We start from the raw sequence: 13,564 nt of genomic DNA, 5'->3' as shown, positions 1-13,564 counted from the left end.
TTTTACGGGCAATGGCATTTGACGCTCGACTTAAGGTCCTCTTATGACTATTTTTCGTACATTATGAACAATCAAAACAGATGGCTGTGTACCCATGGAGCCTACACGGGCGAAACATCAGGGACTGAGTACTTTGAATGACAATCAGACGCCCCTGCGGAGGGCGAGCTGGGCGGCTCTGGTCTATCTGATCGCGGGCGTCGCCTGGATCGCGTTTTCGGATTCGGTTGCCGAGGCCTGGTTTCCCGACCCGGAAACGCTGTCTGTTGTTCAGACCTGGAAGGGTTTCTTTTTTGTCCTCACCACCGGCCTGGTTCTGTTTGCCGTGCTTTTTCGCCAGCTCGCCAAGGACAGGGCCCTGCTGTCACTGCAGCACAGCCAGCGCCAGGCTCTGCGCAATCGGGAGCGCCAGCTTCAGGTGTTGATGGACAACCTCCCGGGCATGGCCTACCGCTGCCGTTATGATCCTCAATGGACCATGCTGTTTGTCTCCCAGGGCTGCGCCAGCCTGACCGGTTATGAACCGGAGGAGCTGATCGAAAACCGGGTAACCAGTTATGCCAGCCTGATGGACGACGAGGACAGTGAACGTATTTTCTGCGAAGTTAAGGCGGCACTGGCGAACGACGAATCCTTCTCTCTGGAATACGGCCTGACCTGCAAGGACGGAAGCCGAATCTGGGTCTGGGAGCGTGGTCGGGGAGTTGAGGAAGACGACGGTACGATAGTGCTTGAGGGGATTGTCCTGGATATTACGGATCGCAAGGAGCTGGAAACCGAACTGGAAGAGTTGGCAACCCGGGACCCCCTGACAGGCCTCTTCAACCGACGCGAAATGTCGAAAGTTCTGGAGGAGGAGCTGGAGCGGGCAAGGCGTTATCAGCGCCCGATGGCTTTGCTCTGGATCGATTTTGACCATTTCAAGGACGTTAACGATACCTACGGCCATGCCGCTGGCGATTCGGTGCTCCGCTCTGTCAGTCGTCTGTTGCTGGGCAGCGTTCGCAGTGTCGATTCCGTCGGTCGCTTCGGAGGCGAAGAATTTGTGATTGTCCTGCCCGAAATGGATCTGGACGAAGCCCGTGATACAGCCGAGCGCTTGCGCCGCAGGGTGGTTGAGGCGCCGCAGCCGCTGGGCGATGGAAATACCGTACCGTTAACCATTAGTGTAGGCGTCGCGGTATACCCCGAACACGCGCAAAACGCAGCAGCACTGTGTGCGGCCGCCGACAAGGCCATGTATCTGGCTAAGGACCGGGGCCGAAACTGTGTGGCCATGGCGCACCTCCACGACCAGGTCCATAATGAGTCGTAAGCTCGTTGCCGGGTGGAAGCGTTGACGCTGGCCCGGTCACCGTCCGGCCAATGCGATTCGTGCCGGCGAAACTGAAGATAGAATAAAAACAACCGTCCTGATAAAGGTTTGACCCGATGAACCGACTTGCCCGCCGCGCGCTGCACACCTGCCAGATTCCCGGTGATCTCGACACCGTAACCTTCCGGGACGCTGCCGGTGAAAATCCGGCAGGCGCAGGGGTCAGTGAAGAGACCGTCGAGGCCATTTGGCACAGTGTCCAGGGGCTTTACCGAACAGGCGTGCACCCCGGAATCCAGATTTCTGTTCGTCACCGGGGCGAGCAGGTTCTGCACCGCGCCATTGGCCACGCCACCGGCAACGGGCCGCACGATCCTCCGAATGCGGCCCGGGTTCCGATGACCACCGATACACCGATCTGCTATTTTTCGGCCTCCAAGGCGGTAACTGCCCTGCTGATCCATATGCTGGCGGAGCAGGGGCTGGTTAACCTGATGGATCCGGTGTCCTACTATTGCCCGGAGTTTGCAAGTGGAGGAAAACGTACCATCACGGTTCACCAGATCCTCTCGCACCGAGGCGGTATTCCGGCCATTCCGAGGGAAACGCCTATTGATGTGCTGTGGGATAGCGACGAGATCTGGCGCCTGCTTTGCGCGGCCAGGCCTGTGGAAGTGGACGGTGCCAAGGTGGCCTACCATGCCATTACCGGTGGCTTTGTATTACAGAGGGTGTTGGAAAGTGTCACCGGGGACACCATTGAAAACTATCTCGATCGGCATTTGCGCCAGCCAATGGGTATGAAATGGTTTACCTACGGCATTGCCCCGGAACACCTGAACGATCTGGCCAGCAACTACGCGACTGGTCCAACGCCGCGTTTTCCCGTTTCCTGGGTAGTCAACCGGGCTTTGGGCGGTGACATCCGGACAGTCGAGCGGGTCACTAACGACCCCCGCTTCCAGGAGGCGGTGATTCCCGCCGGGAATCTGTGCGGAACGGCCGAGGAAATGAGCCGGTTTTTCCAGATGATGCTGAACGGGGGGCTCTGGAATGGCCGGCGGATCTGCAGTGAACTCACCATTCGCCGTGCCATCCAGCAGTTTGGCTCGCTCCAGATTGACCGGACCATGATGGTGCCCATGCGGTTCAGCGCCGGCATGATGCTGGGCGGGAATCCCGTGGGCCTCTGGGGGCAGCAGAGCCGGTTTGCCTTTGGCCATATCGGTCTGATCAACAAGCTGTGCTGGGCGGATGCTGCCAGGGATATCTCGGTCAGCCTGCTCAACACCGGTATTCCGATTGTTGGCCATCACCTGCCGGCACTGGCGAGGTTTGTCTACACCGTCTGCAACCGGTTCCCGCTGATTCCGGAGCACCGGCGACCGATGATTGCCGCCTGAGGCAAAGGCCTCACATGGTGCGCAGCTGTGCTTCCAGAATGCCCAGTACGGACGACAGTATGTCCCGGAAATCGGTCAGGGTCTGGGTGCGTTGGATCACGTCCTCCCGGTTTTCATCCAGCCGTTCCAGTTTTGGGACAACCCTCCTGATACCTTCCGTAATCACTTCGTAGGGGTAGTGGTGATCCTGGATGCTGAGCTTATTGATCTCAGCCACTTCCTGGCTGAAGATGCTGATGATGTCATACAGCATGTCTTTATGATGAATGCTGCTGGCTTCCCAGTAGGCATCATCCAGCAGTTCCAGCAATGACAGATATTCACGTAGGGTATCCGCCACGGATGTCTGGGTCATGGGTGCTCCTGTACAGGTGGGGGAATTGCTTGTCTACAGGGAACTATAGCAGGGGTTCTGTCAACTGAACTGAAAGCGGGTTCTGCCAGCGCAAATAAAACTGAAACTCCATTCATTGTTATTTGCGCTTTGTCTGACAGTTGTGCAGACTTGCGAAATGGGAAAAAGGATCTTTCACGACTCAATGGACGAGAAGCCGAATGGACAAGCCCAAACTACCCAGCCATCAGCCAGCCTCCCGCAAGGTCAAACTGGACCATCACGCCAGTGTTCGCAATCATGTGCACCAGCAGGTGCGTTCGGAAGTCGAACGCCTTGAGCGCCGGATTGAAACGCTCCGTTTGGTGAAAGCCCCTCACGCAGCGATCATGATTTCCACCTATGAGCGGATGATCAACCGGAAAAAGGGATTTCTTCAGAACTGGGATCTCAAGGATGGCGGCGTTAACTAACGGCCGGCAATCGCGACCGTCGCCCAGCTGGTGACTGCCGCTGAATCTTCCTGATTGGTGCAATTGGCGGGATTGGCAATGGTATCCTGCTCATCCGCAGAATTCGGGTCGTCAATACGGGTGGGCTCGCCGTTTGAGGCAAAGATCTTCACCACGTTCATGTCGTATTCCAGCTCAACCCTCAAACAGTCCGGGCTGTTGTCGCTCAGCGAATAGCCCGGGTAGCGATCCAGCCCCAGCACTTCGGTGTCGGCACTCTTGATGAACAGGGTGTCGGTATTCTCCTTGATGAAATCCTGCCGAAACTCGATGCTGCCGTAGCTACGGCTCAGGTAGTCTGCCGTGGCAAACTCGGTGGGACTGTATCCCAGCTCCATGAAACTGTTGGCATCAAAACGGCTGCCCGCCAGAACGCTGACAAGCTGCGGCTGATCGGCCTTGACCGTTTCGTCAACACTCCGGCTGACATACTGGATGGTACGGTACACCTTTTCCGTGAGGCCGGAGCCTTCAGGGCCATCCGGCAGATAACGCCAATCGAGCGTCGGGTAGATCCAGACCTGGTCGTTCAGAGGCAGGTCTGCAAGCACGGCGGACTGGTCAGTAAAGCGGATCTGGGCGCCGTTGCCCCGGGAGTTGTAGGTACCCGCCGCGCCATCGGCAATGCGCTGGCTGATGTAACGTTTGCCTTCCTGGAAATTGGTGACCTCGCCGGAGGCCAGAACCTGATTCATCAGGTCCAGGGGGTTGCGGACGCGGCTGTATCCGGTGCCTGATTCTGTGGGCGTGGCGCGGATAAAGATATCAATGTGGCTTCGGATCTCGCCGGTGGTTGCCAGATCATCGGCATTGTCGCCGGACGGCTGGATGCCCCGGTAAAAATGCCAGAACCTGGTGTGTTCGAGGTTGTCCGGTGCCTTTTGGGTGTTCTCCAGATCAAAGCTTGAGAAGGTCAGGTCGACGTCAGTGGCCGGGTTCAGGACCGACGAGCCGGTGTCTTCGAGCCCGCAGCCGCCCAGCGCGACGGCGATGACGGGAATAGCGGCGAACATGCAGGAATGTCTCATTTCAGAGGGCCCCGGGATGCGAAAAACACCGTAAACGGCTAAAGTGAACCACCGGGTTGATATCCCGGCGCGGCTACTGACAATAAATCATAAAACCGGTATCTACCCTCGCGGAGATCACATTTTGCGGCAACGGCTAAAAATGGCGCCCCCTGCGGTGACGGGTTCGTTGATGGCACTGCTGTTACTGGTCACGGCCATGATGCCGATGACAGCCAGTGCGGCGGGGCCTTGCCGTGACGGCGAGATTGTTCTGGGCAGCGGTATCGACAGTATTCGCGATCTGGGCGGCTGTATCTGGTACCTGGAGGATCCAGACCAGACTTACACCCTGGAGGAAGTCCGGAACCGGGAGACGGGCGCGTTCACCCGTCACGAAGGCGGCGTACTGAACTTCGGCTACACCGAGTCTGCCTACTGGGTTCGCCTTGATCTGCGCACAGCCAGGGACCCGGGTCAGACTGACTGGATTCTGGAGCTGGCCCTGCCCCTGGTGGATGAGGTCGCCCTGTTCATGGTCCGCGATGGCGCCCTGGTCGAGCAGCGGCGGGCCGGCTATGAGGATAACTGGGCCGAACGGGATCTGGCGGTGCCCAATCCAACCTTCCGTCTGTCCCTGGCGCCGGATACCCTGAACCGGGTCTACTTGCGGGTCACCAACACCAATACCTTCCGGTTGCCCATCAGCCTCTGGCATCCGGACAGATACATCGAAAAGGTATCCGTGGACGAAGCTGTCCGGGGGATCCTGCTGGGAGCCATCCTGGCAATCCTGGCCTACAATCTGTTTGTTGCTGTCTCGGTTCGCGAGCGCAGCAATATCTATTACGTACTCTACCTGGTGTCCGCGACCATATTTATTGCCACCGAACAGGTCCATGGCGTCCAGCTGCTGGACAGCCGGCCCGCTCTGTTCGACAAGGAATTTCTCCATTTCCAGATTATTCTGACCTGGTTCTGGGGCCTGCTCATGGCCCGGTCACTGCTGGAAACCCGGGAGCGGTCGGCGGATCTTGATCAGGTCATCCGGCTTTGCCTCTACTCTGTCGTCGCCACCTTTGTGCTCTCCCTGTTCCTGCCGTATCACGTGGCCATGGAATGGATCGTTGTCGGCTCGATCCTCCTGAGCATGATCATGATCGTTGTCAGTTACCTGTCCTGGCGCTACTACAATCCGGCGGCGCGCTCCTACTTCTTTGCCTGGACTCTGGCGCTGGTCGGTTTCGGGATCTATGCCCTGACGGTCATGGGCATACTGCCGCTGAACACCTTCACCACCTACTCGCCCCAATTCGGTTTAACGGCCCAGATCATACTCTTCTCGTTTGCCCTGGCGGACCGGATCAAGCAGGTTCAGGGCGAGGCCCTTGGCTGGAGTCAGCGGGCTCTGTCGAACCTGCAGCGGTACCAGTCGCTGTTTGATAACGCCATTGAGGGGGTGTTTCAGATGTCACCAGGCCGTCGTTTCGTCACCGCCAACCCGGCGATGGCCAGATTGCTGGGCTATAACAGCAGTCGGGAACTGCTCCAGCGCAATCCGGACGTACTGGAAACCTGCATTGCCGATGATCGCCTGCGCCGTCTGGTGGTGGAGCAGTTGGAGGCACGGGGCACAGTGAAGGGTATCGAGGCCCGGTACCTGACCCGGGATGGCGATGAGCGCTGGGCCACCATCTCACTGCATACGGTGTACGACGCCGAGGGCGAACCGACGCACCTGGAGGGAACCTGCATCGATGCCACGGAGAGCCATAACCGGCAGCGCATCGAAAGGGAGCGGGAGCAGGAGCGGTTGGAGAAAGAGCTGGCCCGCAACTCGGCGGAGGCTAAAAGCCAGTTTCTGGCCAACATGAGCCATGAAATCCGCACGCCGCTGGCAGCGATCATCGGCTATGGCGAAACCCTGCTTGATCCGGAGCTGAGCGAGCCGGAGAAACGAAGCAGTGCCGAGACAGTGGTGCGCAGCGGGCGGCACCTGCTGGAACTGGTCAACGATATTCTCGATCACTCGAAAATCGACGCCAACAAATTGGACGTGGATATTGTCTCGGTCAATCTGCCGGAACTGCTGGATGAAATCCGGGCCTTCTTCGCGCCCCGGGCCCGGGAAAAGGGGCTCGATTTCAGCATTATCTGTGAATACCCGTTGCCGGAGCAGATCCTCACAGACCCGACCCGGTTGCGCCAGATCATTATAAATCTGTGCGGAAATGCCCTGAAATTCACTGAAAAAGGCTCGATTTCCCTGGTTGTTCGATGCGATCGCGATCAGGAGCTTCTGGTGGCCCGGGTGGTAGATACCGGCATCGGTATGAAATCGGAGCAGTTGGGACGGCTGTTTGATCCCTTTGCCCAGGGTAGTGCCGCCATCTCCAGACAATACGGTGGAACCGGCCTGGGGCTCAGCATTTCCCGGCGTCTGGCGGAAATGTTGGGGGGCAGTATTCGGGTAAACAGTACCTATGGCGAGGGCAGTGAATTTGAACTTTCGATCCGTACCGGGTCACTGGAGCAGGTGCATTTCCTGCGGGATGCCTCGGAGCTGAGCCAGCGTCGCCGAACCATGCCCATGGTGGTGGCGCCGAGACTTTCTGGCCGAATCCTGTGTGCTGAGGACAACGACGTTAACCGGCGCCTGGTATCCCTGCTGGTTTCCCGCACTGGGGCAGAGCTGGTGCATGTGGGCAATGGCGCCGAAGCACTGGAGCTGGCCATTCGTGAGCCTTTTGATCTGATTCTGATGGATATCCAGATGCCAGTCATGAATGGTCGGGATGCGACTGCGGCGCTGCGCGAAGCCGGAGTGAATACGCCGGTCATTGCCCTCACGGCCAATGTGATGTCTGAGGACATTGCCGATTACCGGCTGGCGGGCTGTAATGAGCATCTGGCCAAGCCTATCGACAAACAGCGGTTTTTCGAAACCCTGGCCCGGTATCTGGTGGTGAGCCCGGACAACATCCATAAGTCCGCGCGGCGTTACCAGGGCAGGGTGCTGGTGGCCGAAGACAACGAGGAAAACCGCCAGCTGGTGGAGCGTATGCTGCGCCGCGAGGGGCTGGACGTGGTGGCCGTTACCACCGGAGATGAGGCGGTCAGGACGGCACTTTCAGACACCATTCATCTGGTCCTGATGGATCGTCATATGCCGGGTATGGATGGCGTTGCTGCCACCACGCTGCTCCGCCAGGCAGGGTTCCGGCGGCCAGTGATCGCCTTTACCGCCGGTGATCAGCAGGAAACGGATGCTCTGCTTGAGGCCGGTTGTGACGGGGTTCTGAATAAGCCCATTGACCAGTCGCATCTCCGGTCGTTGCTGGAACGGCTACTGGGTGCCAGCCCGGCCTCCGTCACGGAGGCCGATGAGGACGCCGAGATTGCCCACCTGGTTGCGCAGTTTCTTGATAGTCTGGCGGATCGCCGGAACAGGATGGAAGAGGCGCTGGCCCATCGCCAGCAGGGACTTATAAAAACAGAAGCCCATCAGATCAAGGGAACAGCAGGGGCCATGGGCTATCCGCTGATGACCCGCCAGGCGGGCAGGCTTGAAGATCTTTTGAAAGTCACTGACCCGGACTGGGATCGGGTTCGCAGCGAGCTTGAGGGGCTCGGTGAAATGATAGACCGCGCCCTGACTGCTTCGCAGACCCCGGGCTGAGATCTGACCCGTGAATAACCAACAGGAACAACGCAATGAGTGAACTTCCGGAACGCCGAGAGCACCATTCCCTCAGTATGATGTACGGGACCTACGCGGACATCCTGTTCGTTCTCTTTCCCTTTCTGATCATTGGCATGCAGCGGCTGTGGGAAGGCCGGTTGTACGAAACCCTGCTGCGACCGGATCTGAGTATTGCCGCTGCCATTCTGGCGGGTCTTGCCATTGGAAAGTTTGTGCTCGGGCTGGTGACCAACCGGGATCTGGGGCGCTACAAGGAACGCATTGTTTTCTTTATCGCACTTACCCTGTTTGTGGTGCTTGGCCCGGCAATCATTTTGATATTGAGTATACTGGGAAGTTCCGATGTGCCCGGCTTTGTTACCTTTGTTCAGCCGATTCTGCTGATCATCGCCATCTCCCTGTACACAACGGCGGTGAGCATCAGCAATATCCTGACCCGATTTGGTATGGAGGAATCACTTACCGGGCTGCAGGATGTATCGATCCGTTCGGATCTCAGGGAGCCGGACCAGCCCCGCCCTGCGCCACTGGATCTGCCCCGGCGCACAGGCAACGACCCAACAGCGTGACAGGAGCAAACCATGACGGATCTCAGAGTGTTGGTAGTGGAAGACGAGCCGGTGATGAGAGAGCGGCTGGTGGAGATGCTCTACAACGCCGGGGCAACGCAGGTGGCCGAATGCGTCGATGCGGGCTCAGCCAGGGCGGCTTTTGAAGCCCAGGAGTTCCAGATCATTTTACTGGATCTGGGCCTGCCTGACGGCGATGGCCACGAGCTGATGCTGGAGTTCAAGCGTAGCCGTGAGGAGCAGCATATTGTGTTGGTGACGGCCGACGATTCCATTGAGAGTATTCAGCGGGCCATAAGTGCCGGCGCTAACGGTTACGTCGTGAAGCCCTACTCTCAGGAGAAGATTCATGATGTGGTGAATAACTACGCCATGGTCCACGGGGGAGACACGGCCATGATGCAGGGCCTGAACCGGCGCCACTAACCGATTCAGGCCCTGAGCAGGGCGCTTACGCGACCTGCCGTGCAATCCAGGAGTCATAGCGGGTGGCCAGTGCCCTGACGTACCGCGCCTCTGCGTCGTTCAGGTTGCCCAGAACCCCCTTGAAGATCCAGCCCCGCTCGTATACACCCAGCACCCGCTGCTCGTCATCCAGGTTGACGCGCTGATTCAGTTTTTTGCAAATAGCATCCAGCAGCGGCAGCTTCTCAGGAGGCTTGATCGGCCCCTGGCGATTGTTCATGGGCTGGTTCGCTGCTCGTGTTGTAGGATGTCTTTTCATGATGTTCTCCTTGTCGTTTTGCGGCTGCAAAAACAAAACCCCGGTGCCGAAGGCGACCGGGGTTTCGCGGAGAAGCTGACCCGGTCGCTACAAAGGCTCCCGGGACTGACCGAAAGCCGTTAGATGTCTTTCACCATCGCGCGAGCAGACTGCCCTGTGTGGCAACCTGCGGCTGTGTAAGCAATGAACTGTGGAATCATTCTGGTCATATCGGCTCTTGTGTTTCGGTTCGACTACCAGTGTATAGGCTAACGGGCCGTTTGCAATAGCCCGCCATCTTCGGCAAACCCTTACAGACGGCCTTATACCACGTTGGCATAATTCCGACCGTCACGTGTTTTACGTTGTGCAATCCTGACTGCCTGCCGCGCCAGGCAGTTGATGGATCTCTCCTTTATACGCAGCCTTTATGGCTGCGTTTTTTTTGGCGTAGTGGAAACCTCGTAGCCACTAATTCGTACAGATTTCCGACCCTGTTCCGGTGATAATTCGCATACTAACCATTCATTTATTTCGACAGACAGAGGTTGAAATCTAGCAAAATGCCCGACGAAGCCGGATCTGCAAGCAAAAAGTTCCGTTCCCATGTTTTTATTGAGCTCGCCCTGATCGTTGCACTGGGTCTTTACCTGCTGGTAGCACAGCGACAGGTGGTGGGCGACGATTTTGTCTTCACGGTGGCTGGTGCCGGCCTGATGGCTCTGGTGACCTACTGGACACTCAACACCATGCGTGATGGCCTGGAAGTCATCGCACTGCGATCCCGCCGCATCAGACACTGATTTCCGGGTAAGTGATCAGGCCTGGCGGCTGTGACCAGCCAGTGGCAGTGCGGAGTCTTCTGCCAGGGCGATCCATTCCCAGGTTTTATGGAGGATCAGGGCGTCATTGGCCGCCCGGTGCACTGGCAAGCCGAGTTCTGAGATCACCTGCTGGCGCTTGGCGGACCAGTGCCTTAGCTGCCGCGAGTCCAGAAGCGCCGAGATAGATTCAAGCTGGAAACTGGGTCTGATACGGGCTGCCCTGAACAATCGGTGTAACCAGAAGCTGTCGAAGGTCCAGGCATCGCAAAATACCTGTTCCGGTAGCAGCTCATTCAGGGCGTGAGCCACTTCACTGGCCGCAACGCCCTCTGCCTCAAGCGTCTGGCGGGAAATACCGTGAATCTTTTCAGCGCTCTCCGACCAGTCTTGCCACAACACGTGCGGACAGATCAGCCAGCTGTGCAGGGTGCCGTCCGGCATACAGATGCCTACCTCAATTGGGTAGCTTGCGATCAGATCAAGACTGGATGCCTCGAAATCGATAAATGCCGGGCGGATAGTGGTCATGGATTTAGTGTAGATGATGAGTTGTTTTTCGCTGAGTTTACCCGCCCCGAACCCGAGACGCGAACCCAACCTGTGCCTGCACTGTTACAATATGTCCATTCATTGTAAAAGCCCGATGACAGCAACAGGTAGCGGGCGTGACAGTAAACCAGCCGAATTCGAATCGAACCATACGGGGAGCCCGAATGACTGACACCGTGGTTGTAATCTATTCCGGAGGCATGGACTCCTACACGCTGCTGCACCTGGCCAGAATTCGTGGTTGCAGGGTCCATGCCCTGTCCTTCAATTACGGGCAGCGGCACGTCCGGGAACTGGAATACGCCCGTTCGGTGTGTGAAACCCAGGGCATTCCCCACAAGGTGATTGATATCCGTGCCATGAGCGAGGTGATGTCCGGATCGTCGCTGACCTCCGATCGGGATGTGCCCGAAGGGCACTATGAAGAGGAAAGCATGAAGGCCACCGTGGTGCCCAACCGCAACATGATCCTTTTGTCCCTTGCGACCGGGTATGCGGTGACAGTGGGCGGCGGCACCGTGTGGTACGGCGCCCACGGTGGTGACCATGCCATCTATCCGGATTGCCGCCCGGAATTCGTGGCAAAAATGGATGCAGTGTGCCGGGTAGCCAACTATGAACCGGTGGGCATTGAGGCGCCCTTCATGGCCATGGACAAGGGCCAGATCCTGGCCGAAGGTCTCCGTCTCGGGCTGGACTATTCACAGACATGGACCTGCTATAACGGTCGCGAGCGTGCCTGTGGCCGCTGTGGCTCGTGTGTGGAGCGGCTTGAGGCGTTCGCTGCCAATGGCGTTACAGATCCTCTCGAGTACGAGGACAGTCGCTGATGTACCGGGTTAAGGAAGCCTTTTATACCTTGCAGGGTGAGGGCGCTCAGGCCGGCCGTGCCGCCGTCTTCTGCCGATTCAGCAAGTGCAATCTGTGGACCGGGAGGGAGAAAGACCGTGCCAGTGCGGTCTGTAATTTCTGTGACACGGATTTCGTTGGCACCGATGGCCAGAACGGAGGCCGTTTTGAGTCCCCGGAAGCCCTGGCCCGGCATGTTCGCAGCCTCTGGCCGAATGCGCCCGGAAAACCGTATGTGGTCTGTACCGGCGGCGAACCTCTGTTGCAGCTCGACACTGCCCTGATAGAGGCGTTCCACCGGGAGGGATTTGAAGTCGGCGTGGAAACCAACGGCACCCTGCCAGCCCCCGCTGGAATTGACTGGCTGTGTGTCAGCCCCAAGGCCGATGCGCCGGTGGTTGTCGAAGCCTGTGACGAGCTGAAACTGGTGTACCCGCAGCCCCTGGCGATGCCGGAGAGGTTCCTGCATATCCGGGCCAGTCACTACTTTCTTTCCCCGATGGCATCGCCTTCAGCGCCGGAGGGTAGTGTTGATGGCGTCAAGCAAAGCAATACCCACCTTGCGACGGAATACTGTCTGGCTCACCCGCAATGGCGTCTGACCCTGCAAATGCACAAGATTATCGGTATCGACTGACTACCCGGCTGCCAATATCCGGCGCGTTGGCGCTGGCATGGCGCCAGAGGCCTTCGAAGCATTTCGGTACTGGCTCGGGCTGGTGTCGGTCCAGCGCTTGAAGGCCCGGGTAAAATTGGCGGCATCGGCGTAACCCATGGCATCAGCAATCTGGCTAAGAGTCATGGTGGTGTTCCGTAGCAGGTCTCTCGCCCGCTCCAGGCGGACCCGATCCACCAGCTGCTGGAAGCTGGCCTCTTCCTCCTGCAACCGGCGCTTGAGTGTCCGCTCGGAGACAAACAGAGTGCCGGCAACCCGGGCGAGTTTCGGTGGGAACGGATGGCTGGTTTCAATAACCCGTCGTACCCGACAGGCGAATCCGGCGTCCTCGGTCAGCTGCCGTAATGCCTCTTCGCATTGGGCCCGGGACGAAGCGGCCAGCTGGTCGTCGGTGAACCGCACGGGCAGGCTAAGCCTGGAGACGGGAATCACCAGGGCATTGTCGGTGCCACCAAATTCCACCGGCACCGGTATCTGTGAGCGAAACCGCTGAAAATAGGCGGGTTCCGGGCCCCGTCTAAGAATCCGCAAGCCGTCAACGACCGATCCGGTCAACTGGGCTCCCATGGAAACGCAACCGAACAGCATGGCATCCATAATGAAGCCGTGCAGCGGCCCGAGGTCGATATCGCAGGTCACGAGGTACCAGGCGAGGTTGCGGTCTTCGCGCTTGCTGATCTGAAGGTGAGGTACCCGCAGCGTGAGATACCGGGTCATCAACTCCATGGCCTCATTCAGGGTGCGACTGCTCATGATGGCGGTTCCCAAAGCTCCATGGAGCGGAAGCTTCAATTCCCGGGCGAGCATGATACCGAGCCCGGGCTCTCCGCTTTCGATGATGGCCCGGGTGACAAACTCGCTGGCCTGGGTCTGGCTGACCCGGAGTTCGGTGGATTCCAGTCTGACGGGGTCCAGCCCGACCCGGAGCAGAAGGTCCCGCTCATCAACACCAATGGTGTTCAGCAGTTCGGCCAGAAGGTGCAGGTAAATGGCCGGCATGCCCAGATCCTGTGCCGTTGATACTGAGGCGCGCATGGGGTTTCCTCGTGTGGTTCTGTTCTTGTTATTTCGCGGATCGTTTGGCGCTTCAGATTATGACGCCTCAGGATGCATTCCCCCA

The 13,564-nt window shown here is 58.3% G+C and carries 14 protein-coding genes; 9 read left to right on the top strand and 5 right to left on the bottom strand.

The window, feature by feature from the left end; all coding sequences use genetic code 11:
• Positions 1–133: 133 nt before the first annotated feature.
• Together CLH62_RS10995 and CLH62_RS10990 are read left to right on the top strand one after the other, a co-directional pair.
• Positions 134–1,315: a sensor domain-containing diguanylate cyclase gene (locus tag CLH62_RS10995; RefSeq protein WP_228152831.1), complete on the top strand. Its 1,182-nt coding sequence runs from the start codon at positions 134–136 to the stop codon at positions 1,313–1,315.
• Positions 1,316–1,431: 116 nt separating this feature from the next.
• Positions 1,432–2,718, top strand: a complete 1,287-nt coding sequence (locus CLH62_RS10990) for a serine hydrolase domain-containing protein (RefSeq protein WP_099618197.1) — start codon at positions 1,432–1,434, stop codon at positions 2,716–2,718.
• Positions 2,719–2,728: 10 nt separating this feature from the next.
• On the opposite strand, the gene CLH62_RS10985 is transcribed toward CLH62_RS10990, so the two are convergent.
• Positions 2,729–3,073 carry a hypothetical protein gene (locus CLH62_RS10985; RefSeq protein ID WP_099618196.1) on the bottom strand — a complete coding sequence of 115 codons (345 nt, stop codon included), beginning with the start codon at positions 3,071–3,073 and terminating at the stop codon, positions 2,729–2,731.
• 200 nt (positions 3,074–3,273) lie between these two features.
• Between CLH62_RS10985 and CLH62_RS10980 the strand changes: the two genes are divergently transcribed.
• On the top strand, positions 3,274–3,525 hold the full coding sequence (locus tag CLH62_RS10980) for a hypothetical protein (RefSeq protein WP_099618195.1): 252 nt from the start codon (positions 3,274–3,276) through the stop codon (positions 3,523–3,525).
• Here the strand turns inward: CLH62_RS10980 and CLH62_RS10975 are convergent.
• Positions 3,522–4,592: a hypothetical protein gene (locus CLH62_RS10975; protein ID WP_099618194.1), complete on the bottom strand. Its 1,071-nt coding sequence runs from the start codon at positions 4,590–4,592 to the stop codon at positions 3,522–3,524. The genes CLH62_RS10980 and CLH62_RS10975 overlap by 4 nt on opposite strands.
• A 172-nt stretch (positions 4,593–4,764) precedes the next feature.
• On the opposite strand from CLH62_RS10975, the gene CLH62_RS10970 reads away from it, so the two are divergent.
• Genes CLH62_RS10970 through CLH62_RS10960 form a run of 3 tightly spaced genes read left to right on the top strand, consistent with a single transcriptional unit; the run spans position 4,765 to position 9,269 of the window.
• Positions 4,765–8,250, top strand: a complete 3,486-nt coding sequence (locus tag CLH62_RS10970) for a response regulator (RefSeq protein ID WP_228152830.1) — start codon at positions 4,765–4,767, stop codon at positions 8,248–8,250.
• 35 nt (positions 8,251–8,285) lie between these two features.
• Positions 8,286–8,843, top strand: a complete 558-nt coding sequence (locus tag CLH62_RS10965) for a hypothetical protein (RefSeq protein ID WP_099618192.1) — start codon at positions 8,286–8,288, stop codon at positions 8,841–8,843.
• A 12-nt stretch (positions 8,844–8,855) separates the two neighbouring features.
• The gene (locus CLH62_RS10960; RefSeq protein ID WP_099618191.1) at positions 8,856–9,269 is read left to right on the top strand and encodes a response regulator; all 414 of its coding nucleotides are present in this window, start codon (positions 8,856–8,858) and stop codon (positions 9,267–9,269) included.
• 25 nt (positions 9,270–9,294) lie between these two features.
• On the opposite strand, the gene CLH62_RS10955 is transcribed toward CLH62_RS10960, so the two are convergent.
• Positions 9,295–9,567 (bottom strand): hypothetical protein, encoded by a 273-nt coding sequence (locus CLH62_RS10955; protein ID WP_099618190.1) that lies wholly within the window; start codon positions 9,565–9,567, stop codon positions 9,295–9,297.
• Positions 9,568–10,094: 527 nt separating this feature from the next.
• Between CLH62_RS10955 and CLH62_RS10950 the strand changes: the two genes are divergently transcribed.
• Complete coding sequence (locus tag CLH62_RS10950) at positions 10,095–10,349, top strand: hypothetical protein (protein WP_228152829.1); 255 nt, start codon at positions 10,095–10,097, stop codon at positions 10,347–10,349.
• A gap of 15 nt (positions 10,350–10,364) precedes the next feature.
• On the opposite strand, the gene CLH62_RS10945 is transcribed toward CLH62_RS10950, so the two are convergent.
• Positions 10,365–10,898 carry a 3'-5' exonuclease gene (locus CLH62_RS10945; protein ID WP_099618843.1) on the bottom strand — a complete coding sequence of 178 codons (534 nt, stop codon included), beginning with the start codon at positions 10,896–10,898 and terminating at the stop codon, positions 10,365–10,367.
• 185 nt (positions 10,899–11,083) lie between these two features.
• Here CLH62_RS10945 and queC point away from each other — a divergent pair, with 185 nt between their 5' ends.
• Both queC and queE read left to right on the top strand, forming a co-directional pair.
• Positions 11,084–11,749 carry a 7-cyano-7-deazaguanine synthase QueC gene (gene queC / locus CLH62_RS10940; protein ID WP_099618188.1) on the top strand — a complete coding sequence of 222 codons (666 nt, stop codon included), beginning with the start codon at positions 11,084–11,086 and terminating at the stop codon, positions 11,747–11,749.
• Positions 11,749–12,405: a 7-carboxy-7-deazaguanine synthase gene (gene queE, locus CLH62_RS10935; protein ID WP_099618187.1), complete on the top strand. Its 657-nt coding sequence runs from the start codon at positions 11,749–11,751 to the stop codon at positions 12,403–12,405. Before queC ends, queE begins: the two co-directional genes overlap by 1 nt.
• On the opposite strand, the gene CLH62_RS10930 is transcribed toward queE, so the two are convergent.
• A complete protein-coding gene (locus tag CLH62_RS10930) occupies positions 12,406–13,479 on the bottom strand; it encodes an AraC family transcriptional regulator (protein WP_099618186.1) in 1,074 nt (357 codons plus the stop codon). It abuts the gene before it with no gap.
• Between the last annotated feature and the right edge of the window lie 85 nt (positions 13,480–13,564).

Origin of the sequence: Marinobacter guineae, assembly GCF_002744735.1 — a bacterium.
GTDB classification, from domain to species: domain Bacteria; phylum Pseudomonadota; class Gammaproteobacteria; order Pseudomonadales; family Oleiphilaceae; genus Marinobacter; species Marinobacter guineae.
This window is presented reverse-complemented; position numbering and strand designations above follow the sequence as displayed.

What these genes read in the sequence shown, in the direction of transcription:
- CLH62_RS10990 (WP_099618197.1), top strand. Translation starts at nt 1,432, where the DNA reads ATGAACCGACTTGCCCGCCGCGCGCTGCACACCTGCCAGATTCCCGGT.
- CLH62_RS10985 (WP_099618196.1), bottom strand. Translation starts at nt 3,073, where the DNA reads ATGACCCAGACATCCGTGGCGGATACCCTACGTGAATATCTGTCATTG.
- CLH62_RS10980 (WP_099618195.1), top strand. Translation starts at nt 3,274, where the DNA reads ATGGACAAGCCCAAACTACCCAGCCATCAGCCAGCCTCCCGCAAGGTC.
- CLH62_RS10975 (WP_099618194.1), bottom strand. Translation starts at nt 4,592, where the DNA reads ATGAGACATTCCTGCATGTTCGCCGCTATTCCCGTCATCGCCGTCGCG.
- CLH62_RS10970 (WP_228152830.1), top strand. Translation starts at nt 4,765, where the DNA reads ATGGCACTGCTGTTACTGGTCACGGCCATGATGCCGATGACAGCCAGT.
- CLH62_RS10965 (WP_099618192.1), top strand. Translation starts at nt 8,286, where the DNA reads ATGAGTGAACTTCCGGAACGCCGAGAGCACCATTCCCTCAGTATGATG.
- CLH62_RS10960 (WP_099618191.1), top strand. Translation starts at nt 8,856, where the DNA reads ATGACGGATCTCAGAGTGTTGGTAGTGGAAGACGAGCCGGTGATGAGA.
- CLH62_RS10955 (WP_099618190.1), bottom strand. Translation starts at nt 9,567, where the DNA reads ATGAAAAGACATCCTACAACACGAGCAGCGAACCAGCCCATGAACAAT.
- CLH62_RS10945 (WP_099618843.1), bottom strand. Translation starts at nt 10,898, where the DNA reads ATGACCACTATCCGCCCGGCATTTATCGATTTCGAGGCATCCAGTCTT.
- queC (WP_099618188.1), top strand. Translation starts at nt 11,084, where the DNA reads ATGACTGACACCGTGGTTGTAATCTATTCCGGAGGCATGGACTCCTAC.
- queE (WP_099618187.1), top strand. Translation starts at nt 11,749, where the DNA reads ATGTACCGGGTTAAGGAAGCCTTTTATACCTTGCAGGGTGAGGGCGCT.
- CLH62_RS10930 (WP_099618186.1), bottom strand. Translation starts at nt 13,479, where the DNA reads ATGCGCGCCTCAGTATCAACGGCACAGGATCTGGGCATGCCGGCCATT.